24 protein-coding genes are annotated in these 22046 nt (G+C 57.0%); 11 read left to right on the plus strand and 13 right to left on the minus strand.

Translation table 11 applies throughout. The annotated features are described in order from the left end of the window. Nucleotide 1 precedes the first annotated feature (1 nt). Nucleotides 2–400, minus strand: a complete 399-nt coding sequence (locus SIB64_RS05505; protein WP_413442272.1) for a vitamin K epoxide reductase — start codon at nucleotides 398–400, stop codon at nucleotides 2–4. Nucleotides 401–528: 128 nt separating this feature from the next. Between SIB64_RS05505 and SIB64_RS05510 the strand changes: the two genes are divergently transcribed. The 4 genes from SIB64_RS05510 to SIB64_RS05525 are packed head-to-tail and all read left to right on the plus strand — an operon-like array spanning nucleotide 529 to nucleotide 5365. Further along, a complete protein-coding gene (locus tag SIB64_RS05510; RefSeq protein ID WP_413442273.1) occupies nucleotides 529–1491 on the plus strand; it encodes a DnaJ C-terminal domain-containing protein in 963 nt (320 codons plus the stop codon). A 40-nt stretch (nucleotides 1492–1531) separates the two neighbouring features. Further along, the gene (hemB, locus tag SIB64_RS05515; RefSeq protein WP_413442274.1) at nucleotides 1532–2533 is read left to right on the plus strand and encodes a porphobilinogen synthase; all 1002 of its coding nucleotides are present in this window, start codon (nucleotides 1532–1534) and stop codon (nucleotides 2531–2533) included. A 53-nt stretch (nucleotides 2534–2586) separates the two neighbouring features. Further along, nucleotides 2587–2967 (plus strand): VOC family protein, encoded by a 381-nt coding sequence (locus tag SIB64_RS05520; RefSeq protein WP_413442275.1) that lies wholly within the window; start codon nucleotides 2587–2589, stop codon nucleotides 2965–2967. Beyond that, nucleotides 2930–5365, plus strand: a complete 2436-nt coding sequence (locus SIB64_RS05525; RefSeq protein WP_413442276.1) for an endonuclease MutS2 — start codon at nucleotides 2930–2932, stop codon at nucleotides 5363–5365. The genes SIB64_RS05520 and SIB64_RS05525 overlap by 38 nt, the downstream gene beginning before the upstream one ends. Before the next feature lie 505 nt (nucleotides 5366–5870). Here the strand turns inward: SIB64_RS05525 and SIB64_RS05530 are convergent. After that, entirely contained in the window at nucleotides 5871–6050 is a 180-nt protein-coding gene (locus SIB64_RS05530; RefSeq protein ID WP_413442277.1) for a hypothetical protein, read from the minus strand. A 7-nt stretch (nucleotides 6051–6057) separates the two neighbouring features. Next, nucleotides 6058–7296, minus strand: a complete 1239-nt coding sequence (locus SIB64_RS05535) for an ABC transporter ATP-binding protein (protein WP_413442278.1) — start codon at nucleotides 7294–7296, stop codon at nucleotides 6058–6060. 58 nt (nucleotides 7297–7354) lie between these two features. Between SIB64_RS05535 and cgtA the strand changes: the two genes are divergently transcribed. Beyond that, nucleotides 7355–8344: an Obg family GTPase CgtA gene (gene cgtA, locus SIB64_RS05540; RefSeq protein ID WP_413442279.1), complete on the plus strand. Its 990-nt coding sequence runs from the start codon at nucleotides 7355–7357 to the stop codon at nucleotides 8342–8344. Nucleotides 8345–8437: 93 nt separating this feature from the next. After that, nucleotides 8438–8620: a hypothetical protein gene (locus SIB64_RS05545; RefSeq protein ID WP_413442280.1), complete on the plus strand. Its 183-nt coding sequence runs from the start codon at nucleotides 8438–8440 to the stop codon at nucleotides 8618–8620. 82 nt (nucleotides 8621–8702) lie between these two features. Here SIB64_RS05545 and SIB64_RS05550 read toward each other — a convergent pair whose 3' ends face one another. The 4 genes from SIB64_RS05550 to SIB64_RS05565 all read right to left on the minus strand — a co-directional run bounded on the left by SIB64_RS05550 (nucleotide 8703) and on the right by SIB64_RS05565 (nucleotide 12633). Beyond that, complete coding sequence (locus SIB64_RS05550) at nucleotides 8703–8921, minus strand: CP12 domain-containing protein (RefSeq protein ID WP_413442281.1); 219 nt, start codon at nucleotides 8919–8921, stop codon at nucleotides 8703–8705. Nucleotides 8922–9119: 198 nt separating this feature from the next. After that, on the minus strand, nucleotides 9120–11027 hold the full coding sequence (locus tag SIB64_RS05555) for an ABC-F family ATP-binding cassette domain-containing protein (RefSeq protein WP_413442282.1): 1908 nt from the start codon (nucleotides 11025–11027) through the stop codon (nucleotides 9120–9122). Further along, complete coding sequence (locus tag SIB64_RS05560; RefSeq protein WP_413442283.1) at nucleotides 11024–11662, minus strand: DUF2301 domain-containing membrane protein; 639 nt, start codon at nucleotides 11660–11662, stop codon at nucleotides 11024–11026. Before SIB64_RS05560 ends, SIB64_RS05555 begins: the two co-directional genes overlap by 4 nt. After that, entirely contained in the window at nucleotides 11659–12633 is a 975-nt protein-coding gene (locus SIB64_RS05565; RefSeq protein ID WP_413442284.1) for a glutathione S-transferase C-terminal domain-containing protein, read from the minus strand. The genes SIB64_RS05560 and SIB64_RS05565 overlap by 4 nt, the downstream gene beginning before the upstream one ends. 32 nt (nucleotides 12634–12665) lie before the next feature. On the opposite strand from SIB64_RS05565, the gene SIB64_RS05570 reads away from it, so the two are divergent. After that, nucleotides 12666–13646, plus strand: a complete 981-nt coding sequence (locus SIB64_RS05570; protein WP_413442285.1) for an aspartoacylase — start codon at nucleotides 12666–12668, stop codon at nucleotides 13644–13646. A gap of 18 nt (nucleotides 13647–13664) precedes the next feature. On the opposite strand, the gene SIB64_RS05575 is transcribed toward SIB64_RS05570, so the two are convergent. Next, nucleotides 13665–13979 (minus strand): hypothetical protein, encoded by a 315-nt coding sequence (locus SIB64_RS05575; protein ID WP_413442286.1) that lies wholly within the window; start codon nucleotides 13977–13979, stop codon nucleotides 13665–13667. 84 nt (nucleotides 13980–14063) lie between these two features. After that, entirely contained in the window at nucleotides 14064–14204 is a 141-nt protein-coding gene (locus SIB64_RS05580) for a hypothetical protein (protein WP_413442287.1), read from the minus strand. A gap of 184 nt (nucleotides 14205–14388) precedes the next feature. On the opposite strand from SIB64_RS05580, the gene psbA reads away from it, so the two are divergent. Beyond that, complete coding sequence (gene psbA / locus SIB64_RS05585) at nucleotides 14389–15468, plus strand: photosystem II q(b) protein (RefSeq protein ID WP_413442070.1); 1080 nt, start codon at nucleotides 14389–14391, stop codon at nucleotides 15466–15468. Between the two features lie 232 nt (nucleotides 15469–15700). Next, complete coding sequence (locus tag SIB64_RS05590) at nucleotides 15701–15907, plus strand: YqaE/Pmp3 family membrane protein (RefSeq protein ID WP_413442288.1); 207 nt, start codon at nucleotides 15701–15703, stop codon at nucleotides 15905–15907. A gap of 5 nt (nucleotides 15908–15912) precedes the next feature. On the opposite strand, the gene SIB64_RS05595 is transcribed toward SIB64_RS05590, so the two are convergent. Genes SIB64_RS05595 through SIB64_RS05605 form a run of 3 tightly spaced genes read right to left on the minus strand, consistent with a single transcriptional unit; the run spans nucleotide 15913 to nucleotide 18805 of the window. Further along, complete coding sequence (locus tag SIB64_RS05595; RefSeq protein WP_413442289.1) at nucleotides 15913–16866, minus strand: glycine betaine ABC transporter substrate-binding protein; 954 nt, start codon at nucleotides 16864–16866, stop codon at nucleotides 15913–15915. After that, the gene (locus tag SIB64_RS05600) at nucleotides 16863–17765 is read right to left on the minus strand and encodes an ABC transporter permease (protein ID WP_413442290.1); all 903 of its coding nucleotides are present in this window, start codon (nucleotides 17763–17765) and stop codon (nucleotides 16863–16865) included. Before SIB64_RS05600 ends, SIB64_RS05595 begins: the two co-directional genes overlap by 4 nt. Next, a complete protein-coding gene (locus SIB64_RS05605) occupies nucleotides 17762–18805 on the minus strand; it encodes an ATP-binding cassette domain-containing protein (protein WP_413442291.1) in 1044 nt (347 codons plus the stop codon). The genes SIB64_RS05600 and SIB64_RS05605 overlap by 4 nt, the downstream gene beginning before the upstream one ends. A gap of 292 nt (nucleotides 18806–19097) precedes the next feature. Between SIB64_RS05605 and SIB64_RS05610 the strand changes: the two genes are divergently transcribed. Both SIB64_RS05610 and SIB64_RS05615 read left to right on the plus strand, forming a co-directional pair. Beyond that, complete coding sequence (locus SIB64_RS05610; protein WP_413442292.1) at nucleotides 19098–19946, plus strand: class I SAM-dependent methyltransferase; 849 nt, start codon at nucleotides 19098–19100, stop codon at nucleotides 19944–19946. A gap of 14 nt (nucleotides 19947–19960) precedes the next feature. Next, nucleotides 19961–20794: an SAM-dependent methyltransferase gene (locus SIB64_RS05615; RefSeq protein WP_413442293.1), complete on the plus strand. Its 834-nt coding sequence runs from the start codon at nucleotides 19961–19963 to the stop codon at nucleotides 20792–20794. Between the two features lie 40 nt (nucleotides 20795–20834). Here the strand turns inward: SIB64_RS05615 and SIB64_RS05620 are convergent, their stop codons facing one another. Continuing rightward, entirely contained in the window at nucleotides 20835–22046 is a 1212-nt protein-coding gene (locus SIB64_RS05620; RefSeq protein WP_413442294.1) for a DUF389 domain-containing protein, read from the minus strand.

The raw sequence follows: 22046 nt of genomic DNA on the forward strand, positions 1-22046 counted from the left end.
GTCAATCGAGCCCACTCCAGGAGCTCAGCTCTTGAATCGACTGGATCCCTTCACGCTGTTCACCGCTCGGTAATTCCCAGGTTGGATAGGCCTTGATGCCTGCCTCACGACAGAGTTGCGCCTGCTGGGGACGCTTTTTCAGTTGCGTGCATTCGATATAGGGAACGAGGGCACCGCCTTGTTTCCCAAACAGATTCATCTGTTTGAAACAAGCCGGACAGGACCAGGATCCATAGAACCTTGCCCCGATCAGACGAAGGTGCTCCGCAAGCCGAAATGCCTTGCCACTGGAATCCCGCAAAGGTTCGCCGACCGTTCCTTTCCACTCAGCTGACGCTGCCAAGGAACCGGACAGGATGAACCCCACTGCAAGCACACCACCTGCGATTGGTTTCATCATCCACTACCCCTTGTTCGCAGAAGTTAGGTCGCTCCTTCCGTTCGGGCTTCCCTCCATGGTGAACGCACACCTGAGGCCAATCGGCTGGGACACTTGACGTAATCCAGGCATGGGGATCGACGGGCGCAATGGCCGGCAGCGGTTACAAGGACTATTTCAAGGTGCTCGGTGTTGATCGCGGCGCAGATGCTGACACGATCAAACGCGCATTCCGCAAGCTGGCGCGTAAATACCATCCCGACGTCAATCCCGGTAACCAATCCGCTGAAGCCAAATTCAAAGAGGTGAGTGAGGCTTATGAGGTGCTGTCTGATTCTGAGAAGCGCCGAAAGTACGAACAATTTGGTCAGTACTGGAATCAAGCTGGCGGCATGGGCGAAGGGGTTCCTGGTCCGGGAATGGACGTGGATTTCGGTCGGTACGGAAATTTTGATGAATTCATCAATGACCTGCTCGGTCGATTTGGTGGCCCTGGAGGTGCTTCCGGTTTTCAGTCAGGAGGATTCCCAGGAGGGGGCTTCCCTCGCGGGGCATCCTCAGCCCGTGCGCCAATCAATCTCGATGCTGAAGCCAGCGTCAGCGTCAGTTTCACAGACGCTTTTCGAGGGACGGAACGCACCCTTTCGGTCAACGATGAAAGGGTGCAGGTTCGGATCCCAGCAGGCGTTCGGAACGGCTCGCGCCTTCGCTTGAAGGACAAGGGCAACCTTCAGCCAGGAACGGGTCGCCGTGGAGATCTTTATCTCAACCTCTCTGTCCAAAATCATCCGATCTGGAGGCTTGAAGGGGATCAGCTGAAGGCTGATCTGCCTGTCAGCGTTGACGAACTGGCTTTGGGAGCCGTTGTCAATGTGATGACCCCAGACGGGGAGGCCAGGGTCACCATTCCCGAAGGCACCACTCCAGGTCGGAGTTTGAGGCTTAAGGGTAAAGGGTGGCCAGGTCGATCCGGTCGAGGGGATCTCCTGCTCACGTTGAAGCTCGCTCTTCCCAAAACCTGGTCAGCCGAAGAACGTCAACTGCTCGAGCAGCTTCGCCAGCGGCGTTCCGAGGATCCTCGCCGCAGTTGGTTGCGTTCAGCAGTGCTCTGAGGGGAAGAGATTTACGATCAGCGGCTCGTCCAACGGTCTGATGGAGCTCACCTACCGCCCTCGTCGTCTACGTCGCACGCCTGCTTTACGGGCGATGGTCCGCGAAGTCAGCCTATCCGCTGCGGATTTCATTTATCCCCTCTTTGTTCACGAGGGGGCTGAAGTCGAGCCAATTGGCGCCATGCCTGGAGCGAATCGATGGCCACTGTCTGCTTTGACGGCTGAAGTGCAACGAGCCTGGGATCTTGGTGTTCGCTGTGTGGTGTTGTTCCCGAAAGTGGCTGAAGGGCTCAAATCTGAGGACGGTGCTGAGTGCTTCAACGACAATGGTCTGATTCCGCGGGCAATCCGTCAGCTAAAGCTCGACGTCCCCCAGATGGCGATCATGACGGATGTTGCTCTTGATCCCTATTCATGCGATGGACATGACGGGATTGTGAGCGATGAAGGCATTGTCCTGAACGACGAAACGATCGAGCAGCTTTGTAAACAGGCCGTGGTTCAGGCAGCTGCTGGAGCTGATCTGATTGGACCCAGCGACATGATGGACGGTCGCGTCGGTGCCCTCCGGGAAGCTTTGGATGATGAAGGTTTTGAGCACGTAGGGATCATCAGCTACACAGCGAAGTACTCCTCCGCTTACTACGGACCCTTCCGTGAGGCCCTTGATTCCGCCCCTCGGGCGGCAGGCAGCAAACCCATCCCCAAGAACAAGGACACTTATCAGATGGATCCGGCCAATGCCCGTGAAGCCATCACCGAAGCGCAGCTCGATGAGCAGGAAGGTGCCGACATCATGATGGTGAAACCAGGCTTGGCTTACCTCGACATCATTCATCGTCTCCGCGAAGAGTCGGAGTTGCCGATTGCCGCCTACAACGTCAGCGGCGAATATTCCATGGTGAAGGCTGCTGCTGAGCGGGGTTGGATCGACGAGAAAGCCGTGGTGCTAGAGACTCTGCTCAGCTTCAAACGCGCCGGGGCCGATCTGATCCTCACTTATCACGCCTGTGATGCGGCGGCCTGGATCCGGGAGTCTTGAGCAATCGAAAGGCTTGGGTCTCCAGAATGGCGGCCTGACGTGCAGGCGCTCTGATGGCAACGGTTGATCGTCTCGGCCACGTGGCCGTCCGTGTTCAGGATGTCGACCGTGCTGTCGACTTCTACACCGGCCTCGGCATGCGGCTGGTCTGGAAAGCGGAGGACTGGTGTTATCTCGAAGCCGGTCCTGGGCGGGATGGCTTGGCGCTGCTCGGCCCGAATTACAAGGCGGCCGGGCCACACTTCGCCTTCCATTTTCGCGATCGTGCGGAGGTTGATGTCGTTCACGACCACCTCAAGGCGCAGGGCGTGCATGTGGGCGCTGTGCACGATCACCGCGATGGAACCGCGTCCTTCTACCTCAAGGATCCGGAAGGCAACTGGCTTGAAATGCTCTATGAACCCCCTGGTGGCATTCCCTCAAACTGCTCCTGAGTTGTCGTCCGCCAACGATCGGGCACTGCAGGAAACCCTTGAGCTGCTCGAGTGGCCTTTGGTGTGTGAGCACCTGTCGAGCTTTGCTTGCACCAGGATGGGGCGGGATGCTGCCAGGGATTTGATCCTGCCCGGCAGCATTCACAGCAGCCGCACGGCGTTGGCGGAAACCGTCGAGCTGGTCACGCTGGATGACCTCGCTGAGGCGGGGCTCAGCTTCCGAGGTGTGCGGGATCTGCGGCCCGTTGTGCAGCGTTGCAGCAAAGGGGGAACCACCTCAGGAGAGGAGTTGCTATCCGTGGCCGAAACCCTGGCGACGGCTAGGCAGTTGCGGCGCCAGATCGATGATCCTGAGCTGCGGCCGGCCTGCACGGCCCTGATCGAAATGATCTCGACCTTGCCAGAGCTTGAACAACGCCTCAAATTCGCCCTGGAAGAGGGCGGACGTGTGGCGGATCGTGCCAGTGCTCCCCTGGCAGGTTTGCGCCGGCAACGGGAGGGGCTGCGGCAGGAGCGTCGCGACAAATTGCAGGAGCTGCTGCGTCGGCTGGGGCCAGTGCTGCAGGACACAGTGATCGCCCAGCGTCACGCTCGTCCGGTGTTGGCTGTGAAGGCCGGTGCCGTCAGCCAGGTGCCAGGTCAGGTGCACGACAGTTCGGCTTCCGGCAGCACCTTGTTCGTGGAACCTCGCTCCGTACTCACCCTTGGCAATCGCCTGGTGGATCTGGAAAGTCGCATCCGTGACGAGGAGCAACGGGTGCTGAAGGAGCTGAGTGTGGAGGTTGGGAACCAGCAGGAGCCCTTATCCGTGTTGAACGGAGTGCTGTTACGCCTGGATTTGGCGTTGGCGCGCGGTCGCTACAGCCGATGGCTGGGGGGATCGGTGCCACGGCTGGAACCGCAGCAGGAGGCTCCGTTCCGGTTGCAGAACCTTCGTCATCCGCTGTTGGTGTGGCAGCAGAAGCGGGCTTGTGGTCCGGCCGTGGTTCCGATTTCCGTTGAGGTGTCCACTGAGCTGCGGGTGGTGGCGATCACTGGCCCGAACACCGGTGGCAAGACGGTCACCCTTAAAAGCATTGGTCTGGCAGCTTTGATGGCGCGGGCAGGCATGCTGGTGCCCTGCAGCGGTGAGCCCTCAATGCCCTGGTGTGCTCAGGTGCTTGCGGACATCGGCGATGAACAGTCGCTACAGCAGAGCCTTTCCACGTTCAGCGGCCATGTGAAGCGAATCAGTCGCATCCTCACGGCTCTGCAACAGGGGCCAGCACCGGCGCTGGTGCTGCTTGATGAGGTTGGCGCCGGCACCGATCCCAGTGAAGGGACGGCCTTGGCGACTGCGCTTTTGAAAGCGTTGGCCGATCGGGCCCGGCTCACGATTGCCACCACACATTTCGGGGAACTGAAAGCCCTCAAATACAGCGACGCTCGGTTTGAGAATGCGTCGGTGGCGTTCAACGCTGAGACATTGTCGCCGACCTATGAATTGCTTTGGGGGATTCCAGGCCGAAGCAATGCACTGGCGATCGCGACACGGTTGGGATTGGATCAGCAGGTGCTGGATCAGGCGCAGGAGCTGTTGGCACCCGCAGGGGATGGTGAGGTGAACAGCGTGATCCGCGGTTTGGAGGAGCAGCGGGTGCGACAGCAGTCCGCTGCGGAGGACGCTGCGGCTTTACTGGCACGCACGGAGCTCCTGCATGAGGAGCTTCTTCAGCGTTGGCAGAAGCAGAAGCAGCAATCGGCCGAGCGACAGGAGCAGGGGCGGCAGCGCCTGGAGGTGTCGATCCGTGAAGGGCAGAAAGAGGTGCGATCGCTGATCCGGCGTTTGCGAGATGGAAGAGCGGATGGGGAAACGGCACGCCGGGCCGGGCAGCGGCTGCGCAAACTGGAGAACCGCCACCGTCCGGAACCGGAACGGCGACAGCATCCCGGCTGGAAACCGCAGGTTGGCGATCGGATTCGTTTGCTTGCGCTGGGGAAAGCCGGCGATGTTTTGGAGATCTCGGATGACGGACTGCAGCTCACGGTGCGTTGTGGGGTGATGCGCACCACGGTTGATCTGAGTGCGGTGGAAAGCCTGGACGGCCGCAAGCCGGAACAGCCAGCGAAGCCGGTGGTGAAGCTGAAGGCTCGGAGCCGTTCAAGCGGCGGAGCTCAAGTGCGCACGGCGCGAAACACTGTGGATGTGCGTGGGCTGCGGGTGCACGAAGCCGAGGCTGCTGTTGAGGAGTATCTCCGCAGTGCCAACGGCCCGGTGTGGGTGATTCACGGCATCGGCACCGGCAAATTGAAGCGTGGTTTGCGGACATGGCTCGACAGCCTTCCTTATGTGGAGAGGGTCACCGATGCTGATCAGGGGGATGGCGGACCAGGCTGCAGCGTGGTGTGGATGCGCTGAAGTGCTGCTAATCCGGAATTGTGTTCATGTTCTTCTCATTCAATTCCCCATTTATTTTGCGTTAAAGAAGAGATGGCCTTGTGACAATTTGATTGCGAGGGATCAGTGATTCTCCATTCTTGATTGCCTATGCGAGCAATAGTTCAAGGTTTTTCAGTGCTTGATCTGGTTGAACAACTGGTTTGTTGATCGGAACATTTGGGGTGATCGTGATGGCATTGGTTGTTGCGGAGTAACTGTTCATCTCTTGGCAGATGAGATTGGCTTGATCCCTAAATGGTCTGGCCGTCGGGAAGCCTGATGCCCTTCAGATCCAGTTCTGCTCATGGGCTGAAAGCCATACAACACCCAGATGGGAAAGGCAGGGCAGTTTGATTGTGCTGATCCATCTCCCGACAGGACTATCTCCCTCCGGGGAAAATGATCCCTTCCGCGATGCAATCGTGAGCATCCAATCTGAGCGCAGCCATCTCCTTGGTTGATCTGGCCTCTTTTGATATCCCGTTCATGGAGCTTCGCGATGCCGCCTGGTCGTGATCGCAGAACAGACCTTCTCGGAAGGTTGAGCAGAGGCAATGCTCCAGTCTGTCCGGGCCTCCATCTCGGAATGTCTCTGGTCCGCTTCGGTTGACTGTCGGGTCTGGAGATTCAGGAGATACCAGCGGGAAGGCGCCTGAAGGGCCAACAGTCCCTCAGCCCGAGATCTGGGGAAGTTCCGGTTGTTTAAGAGGCTCCTGGTCTTGCCCCTGAGGCACCGGGATGGCGTCACCAGCACCATCAAAGAATCGCCATCCTTCCGGATCCGGTTCGAGATGCAGGGTCTGACCGCTCACGATGTTGAGCTCGGGCGGGCAACGCACGGTGATCAAGTGATTGCCTTCATGGAGCCTGCAGGTGGTGAGCTGCTCATTCCCGAGAACTTCAGTGCTGCTGACCTCGGCAGACAGATTGCGATTGGTGGCTGGTGCGACCCGCCAGCCTTCTGGCCTCAGGCCGGCTGTGATCGCTTCTCCCTCTCGTGTCAGCAGCGCATCAGCCAATGGACCGTTCACTGGAAGTCGCCGCTCTTCCAGCATTAACGAGGAACCCGGTCCAACCTGTACAGGGAGCAGTGCCATCGGCGGACTGCCGATGAACTGGGCCACGAACAGATTCGCTGGCCACTGGTAGAGATCCATCGGTGTGCCCAGTTGCTGCAGGCGTCCCTGGTCCAGGACGGCAATCCTGTGCCCCATGGTCATGGCTTCCACCTGATCGTGGGTGACGTAGACAGTGGTTGTCCCCAGCGAGCGTTGGAGTTCAACGATCCGGGCCCGGGTGCTGTTGCGAAGCTTGGCGTCGAGGTTGCTGAGGGGCTCATCCATCAGAAACACCGAGGGTTGTCTCGCCATGGCGCGCCCGAGGGCAACCCGTTGCTTTTGACCGCCCGAGAGTTCTTTCGGCAAGCGATCGAGGAGGGGGATCAGCTCGAGTGCCTCGGCAACGTTTTGAACACGCTTGCTGATCCGTTCTTCCCGATCTGACGACAGCCTGAAGCGTGGCGGCAGGCTGTTCGTGGCTCTGTGCAGTTGATCTTGCACCTGCTGAAGTGGATTGCGACGTTCACTGCGCCGCAGTCCAAAACTGAGGTTGTCCCGAACACTGAGATGGGGATACAGCGCATAGCTCTGGAACACCATCGCCACATCTCTTCTCGCCGGCCTGAGGCGGCTCACAGGACGATCCCCAATCAGGATTTCCCCTGAGGTTGGGCTGTCGAGCCCTGCAAGAAGCCGGAGAAGGGTGCTTTTCCCGCATCCGGAAGGCCCGACCAGCACCAGGAACTCGCCATCAGCAATGGAGAGGTTGAGGTGGCTGATCACATCAACTGGCGGCCCGCCGCGGCGGCCTGGGTAGATCTTGCTCAGGGCTTCGAAACGGACGCCGGCCAACCGAAGTTCTGCAGCGCACTGATCTTAAGGTTGAAGACCCAGGCCACCAGGTGCTGCCGTGCAGTTCATCGATCAGGCGCGGATCACCGTGCGTGGCGGACAGGGAGGGGACGGGATTGCAGCCTTCCGGAGAGAAAAGTACGTTCCGGCCGGAGGGCCCTCAGGTGGTGATGGTGGCCATGGAGGTCATGTGGTGCTCGAAGCGGATGCCAATCTTCAAACCCTGCTTGATTTCAAATACAAGCGGCTTTTTGCTGCACCGGATGGGCGACGGGGTGGTCCAAACAAGTGCACCGGCGCATCAGGGCGTGATCTTGTGGTGAAGGTTCCGTGCGGTACTGAGGCCCGCCATCTCACCACGGGAATTCTGCTTGGAGATCTGGTCGAAACAGGGCAGAAGCTGGTTGTTGCTTTCGGAGGGCGCGGGGGGCTGGGGAATGCCCACTATCTGAGCAATCGAAACCGAGCGCCTGAAAAATTCACCGAAGGCCGCGATGGCGAGGAATGGCCCCTCCAGCTTGAGTTAAAGCTGTTGGCTGAGGTTGGAATTATTGGCCTGCCCAACGCCGGCAAAAGCACTTTGATTGCTGTGCTTTCTGCCGCTCGACCCAAGATTGCTGACTATCCATTCACCACGTTGATCCCGAATCTTGGGGTGGTTCGTCGGCCCACAGGAGATGGCACGGTCTTCGCGGATATTCCTGGTCTGATCGCGGGCGCGGCACAGGGTGCAGGCCTCGGACATGATTTCCTGCGTCACATTGAGCGAACCCGTTTACTGATCCATCTGGTGGATGTCGGCGCAGAGGATCCAGTCGGTGATCTTCGCGTCGTGGAGAAGGAACTGGCGGCCTACGGCCATGGCTTGGTTGAACGCCCTCGCCTGCTTGTGTTGAACAAACAAGAACTGATGAGTGATGACAAGGGGCCAGAATTAATCGATGAGCTTCACCAAGTCAGCGGTCGTCGCCCTCTGGTGATCTCTGCGGTCATGGGTACGGGCTTGGATGCCCTGCTTGATCGTGTCTGGTCAGAATTGGGCGTCTGAAGAATTCGTGTCAGGGAACGCATTCGAACTTGTGAACCGTCCCTGATCACGCCATAACTGAGGTACAGAGTCGGCCTTTTCCACTTCAGAATCATGACCTTCTACACCTGTTTTGATGACAAGGGCAGTGTGATCGCACGCTGTCAAACCCAAGAGGATGTCGCAGTGCTCCGGCGTATGGGTCGCCCCATCGCCAATGTTAAAGCGATGAAAAGTGAGGAAGCTGTTGTTTGCAGCCTTACTGGAAGCCCGTCCGATTACAACGACGAATTTTGAATCTTGTTTAAAAGCAAAAGATGGAAGGAATTTACTGAATTCCTTCCATCTTTGTTTCGTCTTAATTACCTGTTACTGAGGGTCAATCGTCGTAAACCCGACACTCGTCTGCCTCTGGGTTGGCATCGCAGTACAGCTCGAGTGATGTGGGGTCGTGACTGTCCTCTGGATGCTCCTTCTTGTACTCCTCAAGCGAGTTCAACTCATCCGTGTAATGGCGGACCTTTGCCTGATCCCCAGCGGCCTTGGCCGCTTGAATTTCGGTTTGATCCTTCTTGATGTGCTCGTCGATGGATTTCATGGAAGCGCGCCGATGCCACGCCCCACTTTAAAGCTGATGGTGGGCGTTTCAAGCTGAGACTTGCATTAAGGCAGTTCCCTGACAACGCATTCGCATCTCACTTGTCTGTCAAGACCTCCGTTTGAGACCTCGCTGCTTCGATCTGGGGGATCTGCAATTGGATCTGCAAGCTGATTGGATCGTCTGTGCCTCGGGCTTTTAAGGGGAGAGTTCACTCAGTTCCAGCCAACGCTCTTCCGCCTGCTCGATCGAGCTGATCAATTCGGCCAGCCGCCTGCTGACTTTGGCCATGTCGGCTCCGTCGCCGGCGAGTTCCAGCTCCATCTGGTCCCGTTGTTGCTCAAGTTTCGGCAATTGCTGATCGAGATGTTCGAGTTCTTTGGATTCCTTGAACGTGCGACGACGTGGTCCGGATGATTTCTGAGCTTTGGTTTGGATTCCTTTTTTGGCTGGTGGGGCGTCGGCAATGGCTCTGTCCTGCAGCCGCTCCCTTTTTCGCTGATCCTCCAGAAATGAGCTGTAGTTGCCTTCAAAGCGGTTCAAGCGTCCATGCTCGAAGCAGAAGAGGCGATCAACCGTTCGATCCAGGAAGTATCGATCGTGAGACACCACAATCACGCAACCGCGAAAGTCCTCCAGGAAGTCCTCCAAGATGCTGAGCGTCTGCACGTCGAGATCGTTGGTTGGCTCGTCAAGTAGAAGCACATTCGGGGACTGAATCAGCAGACGACAGAGCGTCAGACGCCGCCTTTCCCCTCCGGAGAGTTTGGATAGAGGGCTGTGTTGCTGCGCTGGAGGGAACAGGAAACGTTCCAGCAGCTGGGAGGCGGTCACTTGTTCACCGCCAAGATCAATTCGGCTGGCGGCCTCTTCGACGAAGTCGATCACTTTGCGTTCAAGTCCCTTGCCTTCGGTGAACGCTTCTGTGTGCTGGTCGAGGTATCCGATGTGAATGGTTTCTCCCAGGCGGAGCGAGCCCTGGGTTGTTGATCGCCGACCGGCGATCAGATCGAGGAGTGTTGATTTGCCACTGCCGTTTGGGCCGATGATTCCAATGCGGTCCTCCGGGCTGAAGCTATAGCTGAAATCGTCGAGAAGTTGTCTCCCGCCGGGATCCCCATCCGCGGTGACACCAACCGCTTCCGCTTCGATCACCAACTTTCCGATCCGTCGACTGACGCTGGCCATTTCGAGCTTTGCCCGGCCATGGGTGGTCTTCTGATCGCGCATCGCCTCGATGCGCTGGAGGCGAGCTTTTTGCTTGGTGCTTCTTGCTTTTGGCCCCTGGCGAAGCCAGGCCAGTTCTCGCCGAAGCACGCCCCGGAACTTTGCTGACGAGGCGGCTTCTGAGGCGTCTTCTTCCGCTTTGTGGTGAAGGTAGTTGCTGTAGTTGCCCTGGTAGGTCCGAGCCCTGCCAAGGTCAACTTCCACCATTCGACGCGTCACCCGATCAAGGACGTATCGATCATGGGTGACGAGCACAAGTGCTCCTGGGTATCGATCCAACCAGCTCTGCAACCACTCCACGGCTGCTGCATCGAGATGGTTTGTCGGTTCGTCAAGGAGGAGAACATCGGGACATGCCACGAGGGCCGAGGCCAGTCCGACCCGTTTTCGATAGCCACCGGACAGGTCTTCAACCGGCCTTTGGAGGTCATCAATGCCAAGTCTTTGGAGCACTTCCCGGCATTGCTGCTCCAGGCTCCAGGCGTCCTCCTCGTCCATGCGCTGGCTCAGTTCGCCGAGTTGGCTGAGCAACCCCTCCGACTCCGGGGCAGCGGCGACGGCATCACTGAGTGCGTTGAAGCGCAGCAGTAAATCGCGTTTGGTTCCGCACCCCTGTAGGACCTGTTCAAGAACCGTGAGCCCCGGTGTGATGCGGCTCTCCTGGCCCACCAGCTCGATGCTTAGACGAGGCGAGCAGCGCCGCTCTCCGTCTCCTAGAGGTTCAAGACCGGCAAGCACTTTGAGCAGAGTGGATTTCCCAGAACCATTGGGTCCGATCAGGCCCAGCCTCTCTCCTGCGGTGATGTGAAGGTCGAGGTCGGCAAACAGGGTGCGGATGCCGAAATCCTTGCCGGCACCCACCAGGCTGATCAGACTCACGGAGTGCTGGACGTTGCTTGTGCGTCCAGATAAGCAAAGACACTCTTGTCGCCGACATCCGCCGCTGCGTCGATACCGAATTTGCGCAGGGCGAGAACCACCAGCATCAGAGCTGCGGCTGCCAACAATCCAAAACAGACGCTCCCGCTGATCAAGCCAACGAGCCGCCCGAGCAGTGCCATCGGAAGCAGAAGTGTGAGACCAATGGCCTCCGGTCTTTGAAAGCAGAAGAACTCCTTGAATCCGATGCCGGCCAGAGCCGCGAAGAGAGGGCCTACGGCCAAAAGCCAAACGGGGCTGCTGTTGAGCAACACCAGGGCTTGATCGGTTCCGGCCACCCATAACAGCAGCCCCCATCCCCCACAGCCCAGCAGCCAAAAGATCTGGAGCGCCTTGTGCAACGGGCGAAGGTAGATGTGAATCCAGTTGAGAGCGAGCCCCACGCCGCCGGCGAGCGGGATGACCCACAGCCAGGCCCACGTGGCGCCCAGCTGCCACCACTGAGCTAGACCTGCGCTGAAGCTCAATCCGCTGATCAGCAAGGCGATTCGATAAGACTTCACCTCACGGCGGTCGTCGTCGGTGATGGTGTATTCGCCGTAGACACCCTCGAATCGAGGATTTGCCGTGGTCATGGATGGGCAATAGGGCTCTGGATCAGTCTGCAGAGATTTGGTGCAGCGGGAACAATCCCACCTGGATTTAATGGAAACAGGGCGCCGAAGTAGTCCTTGGTCCAGGCCTCTGCATCACAGGTTTCTGCGACTCCAGGCAGAGCAAAGAACCGTTGTCTCCAGTTCCAGAGTTCTGGGAACTCCCAGAGCTGATGGCCGCTGCAACCGAACAGAGGGGCGTATACCGTCTCCCATCGGATCAGAGTTGGGAAAAGCCGGACGTCAGCGAGCGTGAGCTGGCTGCCACACAGCCAGGGCCCCTGCCGCTTCAAGCTTTCATTCACCTCCCTGAGTGCGTTGAACAAGGCGGAGGAGGCTTTGTCATAGGCCCCCTGATTTCGGGCGAATCCGCATCGATAAACTCCATCGTTGACATTCGCTTGGAGCAGCGACTGCCAGCGCTCGATCGCCGATTGCTGATCCTTTGGCGCGAGGTTGGGTGCTTCGGGGTGGCCAGGCCAGCTGTTCAGTAGCTCAACCAACTGGGCGCTCTCGTTGCCGAGAATCTTCAGATTGATGGGATCGATCAGCACAGGAACAGTGGCTCGGTGTGACGGGGGTGCCTGGCAATGGCGGTACAGGGCCAGCAAGGTGTCGCATTCCAGCCAGGGGGGATCCAGTCGCCAGCGTCCGGCGCGGTGGTCGGCCCGGGCCATGGTCACTCCCACGTGCTCCTTCAGTCCGCGCAGTTGAAGCATCAGCCAGGTGCGATGCGCCCAGGGGCAGCTGCGGCCAAGGATCAGATGGGGGCGATCGCTCGGGTTGCGATCGATAAGCTCTGACGGCTGAGGTAGCACCGCTTTCAGGTGATCACTTTTGGGACGTCGGTAGTTCCCCGCCTCGTCAGCGGGTCCGAGCCCTCCCATCAGCCGTTGCCATTCCCAGTTCCAAAAGGCTCTGGCGGCCATCACGACAGCAGGTGGGATGGACATCAATTCACCTTTTCATCGCATCCTGGCCAGTCATGCTTCAGTCGGGCAGATGTGGAAGGGAACGGGGGATGGTTGCTGATGTGCTCGTTGTGGCTGGCACCCATGGCAATGAAGTCAATGCTCCATGGCTTCTCGACCAGTGGCAGCAGCACCCCGATCTGATCGCTCGGCGTGGGCTCGGTGCTCGGACGGTGATCGGCAACCCGAAAGCTTTTGCGCAGAACCGGCGATATCTGGATCGCGACCTGAATCGCAGCTTTCAGGTTCCATTTCTGGAATCTGATGACCCAATGGAATGGGAGATCGTTCGGGCCCGGCAGTTACTGCATCAGTTTGGGCCTGCAGGGCATCAGCCATGTCAGGTGGCGATTGATCTGCACAGCACAACTGCAGCGATGGGGAACTGTCTGGTGGTGTATGGGCGAAGGCCCGCGGACCTTGCACTGGCTGCTCTGATCCAGGCTGAGCTCGGTTTGCCGATTTACTTGCATGAATCGGATGCTGCTCAAACAGGTTTTCTGGTTGAGCGTTGGCCCTGCGGGCTGGTGATCGAGGTTGGCCCTGTGTCCCAGTCGGTGCTTGATTCACGCATCGTGCGCCAGACCCGACTTGCATTAGAAACCTGCTTTAGGGCGTTGGCCGCGGCGACGGTCTGTCGCGGTCGATATCCAAAGACGCTTCTGATTCATCGCCATCTCGGCAGTGTCGATCTCCCACGAGATTCGGAAGACAGGCAGATGGCCTTGCTGCACCCTGAGATTGAGGGCCAGGACTGGCAGCGTGTGCCGGCCCAGCAACGCTTGTTTCAACGGGCATCGGGCTCTGACTGCCTCGATTGCATCCCGGAAGGTGCCGTGCCCGTTTTTATCAATGAAGCTGCTTATGCGGAGAAGCGCATTGCTTTCAGCCTGACGCGGCGAGAGGTGTTGCCCGTTGAGGACTCCTGGCGGGAATCCCTTGAGAGGCTGATGCAGCAGGGCACTTCGACCATGTCTGACCCTGAGGATTTGTGAGTCGGCTCGGCTGAGCGTTTAGCCGCACGCCCAAACTCCTTGCCCTTCCTGCGAGCACAGCAGGTCACTGCGTTGTCCGTCGGCCCAGTACAGCCTCAGCCGATCGTCATCGGTACCGATCCTGAGGGTTAGGGAACGGATCGGTCCTGGAGGAACTTTGTCAGCGGTGTCTGGCGTAGAGGGATTGAGCTCTTTCAGACGTTGTTCCAATTGATCAAGCCGTAGCTCCAGGCGTTCGATTGCCCCTGCTGTGGCATACGACATCGCTGGGCCAGAGCCAGGGGCTTCGGGTTGGGAACCCCGGCATCCCGACAGCAGCAGAAAGGCTGCCATTGGAACAATCCATCGAAAACGGGGGGGTATGGCAACCGTTCTGCAATTCATCAAGGAATTCCATCTCTTCCCAGACTCACAGCTCTAGCCGATGGGTACCAGCCTCTCGCTCCAATAAACAACGGCTCCAAGCGCTTCCAGCTCAATGCGGCGGTGACGAGCTTCCGACAGAGGAACGGTTTCCTCGAGCCTTCGGCCAGCGTGCAGCCAGCGAATCAGAACCACGACACTCCCTGGATCAACCTTGGAATCTTAAATCTTTCTGTGAGACACCCCCCTGGTGTTCCCCGCCTCGGTCCGGGAATACGCAACGCCCGTACACATAGCGCAATGTTCCTTTACACTCACCGCAGGCAGGGCTTCCTGCCCTTCCTTAACCGTCCTTTCCGGGACATATTTTTCCGTTCTCATGACCACCACCCTCCAGCAGCGCTCCGGCGCTTCTAGCTGGCAGGCCTTCTGTGAGTGGGTCACCTCCACCAATAACCGTCTGTATGTCGGTTGGTTCGGTGTGCTGATGATCCCCACACTGCTGGCTGCCACCATCTGCTTCATCGTTGCTTTCGTTGCCGCTCCTCCGGTCGACATCGATGGCATCCGTGAGCCTGTCGCTGGTTCTCTGATCTTCGGTAACAACATCATCTCCGGTGCTGTTGTTCCTTCCTCAAACGCCATCGGCCTGCACTTCTATCCCATCTGGGAAGCTGCCTCTCTCGATGAGTGGCTGTACAACGGCGGTCCTTACCAGCTGGTTGTCTTCCACTTCCTGATCGGCATCTTCTGCTACATGGGTCGCGAGTGGGAACTCTCCTACCGCCTCGGCATGCGCCCCTGGATCTGCGTTGCTTACAGCGCACCTGTGGCTGCTGCTTCCGCAGTGTTCCTGGTCTACCCCTTCGGTCAGGGTTCCTTCTCTGACGGCATGCCCCTGGGCATCTCTGGCACCTTCAACTTCATGTTGGTGTTCCAGGCCGAGCACAACATCCTGATGCACCCCTTCCACATGCTGGGTGTCGCAGGTGTCTTCGGTGGATCACTGTTCTCCGCCATGCACGGCTCCCTGGTGACCTCCTCCCTGGTGCGTGAAACCACCGAGAGCGAGTCCCAGAACTACGGCTACAAGTTTGGCCAAGAGGAAGAGACCTACAACATCGTGGCTGCCCACGGTTACTTCGGTCGCCTGATCTTCCAATACGCATCCTTCAACAACAGCCGCAGCCTGCACTTCTTCCTGGCTGCATGGCCCGTTGTCGGCATCTGGTTCACCGCCCTCGGCGTGTCAACCATGGCCTTCAACCTCAACGGTTTCAACTTCAACCAGTCCATCCTTGATGGTCAGGGCCGCGTCCTGAACACCTGGGCTGATGTGCTGAACCGCGCCAACCTCGGCATGGAAGTGATGCACGAGCGCAATGCTCACAACTTCCCCCTCGACCTGGCTGCTGCTGAGTCCACTCCTGTGGCTCTCCAAGCTCCTGCCATCGGTTGATCTGGAATCAACTCTGTTCCTTCTGGAATAGAACAACGATTCAGATCAACTGAATCGGAAAGCCCCCACCTTTCGGTGGGGGCTTTTTCGTGGAGTGAAAGGTTTGTTAAGCAGCTCTGAAATGCAGCTGAAAACAGAGAAGCTTCTGTGTTTTTGGCCAGGGCAAAGATCTAATCATCTGCAGGAAATGGTCGTATTTGCTACCAGAACGCCATCGGCCCAAGCCTGAGCGATGACCTGCGGAGACATTTTTCGAATCATCATTGCCCTGTTTGTGCCACCGCTAGGGGTCTTCACACAAGTTGGCTTCAAACCTCCCTTCTGGATCAATCTGGTGATCTACTTATTCGCCTTCGGTGGACTCGGATTTCCCCTGCTGTTTGGGATGTGGCCTGCTGCAGTGATCCATGCTCTTTGGGTCATCCTGACTCGCAAATGATCCGCTTAGATCTGTCCGGTCACCCAGTAGCGCACGCGCTCGGGATGAGCATCGATGTAGCGCTTCACGGCCTCATCCGCAGAGCTTTCCTCAACCTCGAGCAACAGTGCGTCCAGGTCTTGCTCCGGTAACTGAAAGCGACTGAGAAAAGCTGTGATCTCCGGCGCTTGTCTGTCGAGTCCGAATCGCGCCAGAGCATGGATGCGCTCCGTTCCTCCGAACACCCCTTTTGGGTCGTCGAGGAAGCGCAGCCCGTATCGAGCAAACATCCAATGGGGTGTCCAGCTTGTGGCAATGAGCCAACGCTGATCGGCGATAGCCTTGGCGACGACCGCAGCCATAGCGGCGCTGCTGGACGCGACAAGCTCCAGATCAGGCAGGCCGTAGGCCTGAAGAGCTTTGAGAGACGCCTGATTGAGGCCAGATCCAGGTTCAATGCCCTGAACCCGATTGCTGAATTGGTTTGCGATCGCGGGATCCTGTAGTTGCTCAACACTGTTCAATGCCGATTCCGGCACGTAGTCAGGAACGATCCAGCCAAGTTTGCCGGTGTACATCGGACCAAGATCCAAGACCCGCTTCCATTGTTTTTCCCAATAGCCGCGGTGGGTCATCGGCAACCAGGCCATCACCATCAATTCCAGGTCACCCCTGGCCAACGACTCGTACTGAATCCCGATATCGGCTTTGATCAGCTCCACCGGGAGCTGGAACTGGGTCTCGATCAGTTGGGCGACCATCTTGCTGACGACCCGTGCATCGTCCCAATCTGTCCAACCCAATCGCAGGGGCCCTTTGAACTCAGACGAAATGACTGTCGATGCCGTTGAGGGTTCGAACGGTTTGGACTCTGTGGTGCGCTTTGCGCCATGTTTGGACAGATTTCGAAGGGTGACACCCGCTAACCCCACGCCTGCGAGGAGAACGCCCCTGCGACGCCACCGTTTCCATGGGCTCATCGAATCCTCCAGAGGTCAACGATTGATCTGATGCGTTCAGGTAGAGCTCGTGGCGGGGGAGCACTCAAGCTCTGGGTGAGACGGTCGAGGATCACAGCAAGAATCACCACAGCGATCCCTCCCTCAAAACCAAGGCCGATGTTCAGCTGCTGGATGCCTTGAAGCACCACATCGCCCAGTCCTCCACCTCCGATCATCGAGGCGATTACCACCATGGACAGAGCCAGCATGATCGTTTGGTTCACACCGGTCATCACCGTTGGCAAAGCATTGGGCAGCTGCACTTTCTGGAGGAGTTGCCACTCCGAGCACCCGAAGGAGCGGCCGGCTTCAATGAGATCTTCCGGCACCTGGCGGATTCCCAGAACAGTGAGTCGAACAACGGGTGGCATGGAGAAAATCAGCGTGGCGATGATCGCTGGAACGGCTCCGGTTCCAAACAGCATCACGGCCGGGATCAAGTAAACAAATGCCGGCATCGTCTGCATGAGATCCAGCATTGGACGAGTGAGCTGCCAGGCCCAGCGCTGACGGGCTCCCAACACGCCAAGGGGAAGACCGATCAACAGGGCCAGAAGCGATGCGGCCAAGACCAGGGCCAGGGTGCTCACCATGGGCTCCCAAAGCCCCATGACGACAACAAGATTGAGCCCGACCAAACAGAGCAATGCGAAGCCGCCGCTGACACGCCAGAAGCCCACACAGGCAACCAAGACCGCCATCAGAAGTGGTGATGGAGCCATTAGCAGCAGTTCGCACACCTCTGCAAAGCCAAGGATCAGTGCATTGATCCCGTCAAAGAGAAGTACTCCGTTCAGCAGCAGCCAGGCCACTACCGCATCAGCGGCCGTGGCCACCATGCTGGATTGCCCAAAGAAGGGGGAGATGAGATCTGTCATCGGCGCTGGAGCGAACGGAGGATCGCCCTTGGATCAACCATGCCGATGACCTGCTTGTTGTCATCCAACACAGGGATGGCTGCTTGTGCGGATGCCACGATCGGGATTGCATCCTTGATCAGGGTCGAGGCTGACAGCCGCGGCGCGATTGAATCGTCTGGATGGATCTGAAGCGGCACCGAGGCGGGTTCAGCGATTGCCCCCACACTGATGACGGCCGTGGGATCAACCGCGTCGAAAAACGTGGAAACCGCCGATGAAGAGGGGCTGCACAGCAGGTCTTCAGCGGTTCCGCATTGAAGAAGGCGTCCGTCTTGCATCAGAGCAATCCGGTCTCCAAGTCGGACCGCTTCATCCAGATCGTGGGAGATGAACACGATCGTGCGGCGATGTTCGCGTTGAAGATCGATCAAAAGATCCTGCATATCGCGACGGATCAGCGGATCCAAAGCTGAGAAGGCTTCATCCATCAGAAGGATGGGTGGATCCAAGGCAAGCGCCCGTGCCAGTCCGACCCGCTGGCGCATCCCGCCAGAAAGCTCGCTCGGCCGACGCTGTAGGTCCTGGCCCAATCCAACGCGTGTTAGTGCCTGCTCAGCCCGTTGCAATCTCTGTCTTCGAGGCACACCGGCAACTTCAAGCCCAAAGGCAGCGTTCTCCAGAGCTGTCCGTTGGGGGAACAGGGCAAAGGATTGAAACACCATGGCCATCGTGCTTCGACGCATGGCCAGCAGATCTTGCCCGCGTAAGGCGTCGAGTCCACGGCCTTCGATCTCAACGGTTCCCGCCGTAGGCGAAATCAGGCCGTTGATCATCCGCAGCAGTGTCGATTTCCCTGAACCGGAGAGTCCCATCACAACAAAGATCTCCCCTGCGCCAACAGAAAGGGAGACTTCCTTGACGGCCACACGATTGCCTGGAAGACGACCTAAGGCATCAAGCTCAATATCTGAAGCTTGACGGCGGTTTTCAGGCTGGTGCGATTCAAAGATTTTCCAGAGATTGCGGATCTGGATTAACGCTTCCATCCCGATCTGCATTCAATCCATTGATCGTACGGGTCGTGTGTGTTGAGGGTCGGGTTTTAATAAAGACATCAGATGCTGTTGATTGTTCTGACCCATTCCCTTGCAACATATGCGCAAGGGACGAGGCAGGACCCTGTGATCAATTATGTCCATTGCTGACGGTTTTGATTTTCGTTGATAAGGTCCAGACAAGACCTGCTTGATGTCAACGATCTTCAGGTTTTATTCGCATCTGTCCCTTGAGTCATGGCTTAGGCCATGTGCAATCAGCTGTGAATCAAGGTAAACATCGGGCCAGATTGCTATGACTTCAATCCAAGACTATTCCTCTTCGACGCAAGGGGATAATCAGAATTTCGGTGCTTCACCTGAGACTGTTCGAGAAACTGATCACTATCAGGCGGAATACATTGAAGAATTTGCAGATCGTTGGGATCGGCTGATTGATTGGGACGCTCGTGCACAGGCTGAAGGAGACTTCTTTATTCGTATTTTGCGGGAGCATGGCGCTCGATCTGTTTTGGATGTCGCGACCGGTACGGGATTTCACTCCGTCCGCTTGTTGAGAGAAGGGTTTGATGTGGTCAGTGCAGATGGAAATCCCAACATGCTCGCCAGAGCATTTCGAAATGCCCGTAATCGAGACCTGCTGTTGAGGACCGCGCAGGCGGATTGGCGTTTTCTGAATCGTGATATTCACGGCTTATTCGATGCAGTTATTTGTCTTGGGAATTCGTTTACGCACTTGTTTAAAGAGCGTGATCGCCGTAAATCACTTGCTGAATATTATGCGGTTCTAAAGCATAATGGCGTTTTGATTATGGATCATCGTAATTATGATCGACTTCTTGAAGGGGGCGGAGCAGTACGAAATGGAAAGGGTAATGTTTATTGTGGTGAGGATGTAGAGGTTGCGCCCGAACATGTGGATGAAGGCCTGGCACGTTTTCGCTATGCCTTCAGCGACAGCAGTACTTACCATTTGAATATGTTTCCCCTGCGCTATGGTTATGTGAGGCGTTTGATGTCTGAGGTTGGTTTTCAGAAGATAACTAGCTTTGGCGATTATCAGCGGGACTTTGAGAATCCAGATTTTTACATTCATGTTGCGGAGAAGGAGTACCGCTTCGATGTCGACACCACCATGCATTGAAAAAGGTGGTGAGAATGAATTCAACTTCCGCAGATACGGTCGCCGCTGATTACTACAACAGCAGAGATGCCGATCAGTTCTATGAGTTGGTTTGGGGTGGACAAGATATTCATATTGGTTTGTATGAATCTGAGAATGAAGATATCGCAACAGCCAGTGAACGTACTGTTGAAACCCTTTTAAGGCTTGCAACGTCCCTTCCCGAAGGTGGTGTTGTTGTGGATCTTGGCTCGGGCTATGGCGGTGCTTCCCGTCGGCTGTCTCGCCTGAGCTCTAGGCCTGTTCACGCAGTCAACATTTCCAGTGTTGAAAATCAGCGTCATCGACGCCTCAATCAAGAGATTGGTTGTTCAAATCGAATCACGGTCCATGATGCTTCATTTGAAGACGTCCCTCTCGACGATCACTCTGCCGATTTGATCTGGAGTCAGGATGCAATCCTCCATGCGGGCGATCGAGCACGTGTGTTGGCCGAAGTGTCGCGATTGCTGAAGCCTGGTGGTTGTTTTGTGTTTACCGATCCAATGGCTGCTGATGGCGTTGCAATGGATCGTCTGCAACCCATTCTCGATCGTATCCACCTCCCCGATTTAGCCTCACCAGGTTCCTATCTCACCTGGGGAAAAGCTGTGGGTTTGACCAGGGAACTCTGGGATGAACGCACTTCGATGCTGATTCGTCATTACAGCCGCGTTCGTGAAGAGACCATGAGCCGCCGTGTTGAGCTTGAGCGGAGTATTAGCTCTGGCTATCTCGATCGGATGGAGATAGGTCTTGGACACTGGATTGAGGGTGGTCAACAAGGACATTTGAGTTGGGGGTTGATGCGGTTTCGCAAAGCCTCTTGAGTGATCTGCACCACTGAATCCCTCAATGCGTGTGGAGGGTTCAGTTGGGATTAGTATCCTCTTCGGATTCGGACGGTTGAAGACTGCGCAGCTGCTCTTCAAGGGCATTCAACTTCTCCTGGAGAGATGCCGTTTCAGCCTGATAGGTATAGAGATTGATCGGTTCTTTGCCAGTCACTTGCGTGACATAGACGCGTTGAACGCTTAATACGAAGTTGTAAGACAATGGATCGCCTATTTTCTCGTTGATTAGTTTCTGCACATCTTCGACTTGCTTGTAGGTGGGTTGTCGTGGATCGGTTGCATAAACAACAATATCAATTGGTTTGTTTCCACCGGGTTGATCGAGATTAAGTTTGACGCTTGCAAGATTTGCGCTGAAGGTAATCGTCTTGCGGGTTAAAAAATCAGCAATCATGGACTCAATATCTTGCTGGAGTTGTTCGCGTTTCAATCGCTCTTCTTTTTGGAGATGCACTTGCAATGGTGTTCTGATGGCTTGTTTGAGTTGCCTGGAGCCATCCAGTAGAGGAATCATCATCCAGAAACCAATGGCACATGCACCGATAACAGCACCTTTGCTGTATCGGCTTCTGAGCAGCCGCTGCCGTAAGTAAGGCTCACTGATGGCAAGAACAGCCATCCCTCCCATCAGAATCCCAATCAAGTTCGCCCCGAAGAGCAGCCCCGCTCCCCTGGCATGGATCCAGTCACGGGACGCAATGAGCAGCCCCATCACGCACACAGGAGGGACAAGGGCGACAGAGATGGCGGTTCCCGCCATCGAACCCACTGCCGAGGGCCGCAACTTGGCGTAAGTGGCCACGATTCCTGCCACAACGGCAATGCCGAGATCAAGGACGGAGGGCTCTGCACGACTGATGATTTCGGTCTGAAAGAACCCCTGGACCAGCAAGCCCTTGTTATGGGCACCCAGCCCAAGGGTGAGTGCGACTGTTAAACACATCCCTGCACCGATGGCCAGGGTTCTCAGAGAGCGGCCCACCAGTCTCCAGTCTTCAACAAGGATCGCGAAGACAGCGGTTCGAAGAGGGAGCATCCATGGGGCTACCACCATGGCCCCGATAACAACGGCAGTGCTGTTGGCAACAAGGCCCATGGTGGCAATCAAGCTGGCGCCGATCGTGAGCACCAGAAACGACTCGTTGAGCCGAGCATCGTCATCAAAGCTGCGATGCAACTGATCGAGTTGCCGGCTCTTTCGGAGCGGCTTGTCCTGTTTGGCAATCAC

Origin of the sequence: Synechococcus sp. MIT S1220, assembly GCF_047303025.1 — a bacterium.
Taxonomy (GTDB): Bacteria; Cyanobacteriota; Cyanobacteriia; order PCC-6307; family Cyanobiaceae; genus Parasynechococcus.

Excerpts from the sequence above, each read along its gene's own strand:
- SIB64_RS05595 (WP_413442289.1), bottom strand. The coding sequence starts at position 16,866 with ATGAGCCCATGGAAACGGTGGCGTCGCAGGGGCGTTCTCCTCGCAGGC.
- SIB64_RS05560 (WP_413442283.1), bottom strand. The coding sequence starts at position 11,662 with ATGACCACGGCAAATCCTCGATTCGAGGGTGTCTACGGCGAATACACC.
- SIB64_RS05575 (WP_413442286.1), bottom strand. The coding sequence starts at position 13,979 with ATGGCAGCCTTTCTGCTGCTGTCGGGATGCCGGGGTTCCCAACCCGAA.
- SIB64_RS05615 (WP_413442293.1), top strand. The coding sequence starts at position 19,961 with ATGAATTCAACTTCCGCAGATACGGTCGCCGCTGATTACTACAACAGC.
- SIB64_RS05565 (WP_413442284.1), bottom strand. The coding sequence starts at position 12,633 with ATGTCCATCCCACCTGCTGTCGTGATGGCCGCCAGAGCCTTTTGGAAC.
- hemB (WP_413442274.1), top strand. The coding sequence starts at position 1,532 with ATGGAGCTCACCTACCGCCCTCGTCGTCTACGTCGCACGCCTGCTTTA.
- SIB64_RS05610 (WP_413442292.1), top strand. The coding sequence starts at position 19,098 with ATGACTTCAATCCAAGACTATTCCTCTTCGACGCAAGGGGATAATCAG.
- SIB64_RS05525 (WP_413442276.1), top strand. The coding sequence starts at position 2,930 with ATGAACCCCCTGGTGGCATTCCCTCAAACTGCTCCTGAGTTGTCGTCC.
- SIB64_RS05510 (WP_413442273.1), top strand. The coding sequence starts at position 529 with ATGGCCGGCAGCGGTTACAAGGACTATTTCAAGGTGCTCGGTGTTGAT.
- SIB64_RS05520 (WP_413442275.1), top strand. The coding sequence starts at position 2,587 with ATGGCAACGGTTGATCGTCTCGGCCACGTGGCCGTCCGTGTTCAGGAT.
- SIB64_RS05590 (WP_413442288.1), top strand. The coding sequence starts at position 15,701 with ATGACCTGCGGAGACATTTTTCGAATCATCATTGCCCTGTTTGTGCCA.
- SIB64_RS05570 (WP_413442285.1), top strand. The coding sequence starts at position 12,666 with ATGCTTCAGTCGGGCAGATGTGGAAGGGAACGGGGGATGGTTGCTGAT.
- psbA (WP_413442070.1), top strand. The coding sequence starts at position 14,389 with ATGACCACCACCCTCCAGCAGCGCTCCGGCGCTTCTAGCTGGCAGGCC.
- SIB64_RS05605 (WP_413442291.1), bottom strand. The coding sequence starts at position 18,805 with ATGCAGATCGGGATGGAAGCGTTAATCCAGATCCGCAATCTCTGGAAA.
- SIB64_RS05505 (WP_413442272.1), bottom strand. The coding sequence starts at position 400 with ATGATGAAACCAATCGCAGGTGGTGTGCTTGCAGTGGGGTTCATCCTG.
- SIB64_RS05545 (WP_413442280.1), top strand. The coding sequence starts at position 8,438 with ATGACCTTCTACACCTGTTTTGATGACAAGGGCAGTGTGATCGCACGC.
- SIB64_RS05600 (WP_413442290.1), bottom strand. The coding sequence starts at position 17,765 with ATGACAGATCTCATCTCCCCCTTCTTTGGGCAATCCAGCATGGTGGCC.
- SIB64_RS05550 (WP_413442281.1), bottom strand. The coding sequence starts at position 8,921 with ATGAAATCCATCGACGAGCACATCAAGAAGGATCAAACCGAAATTCAA.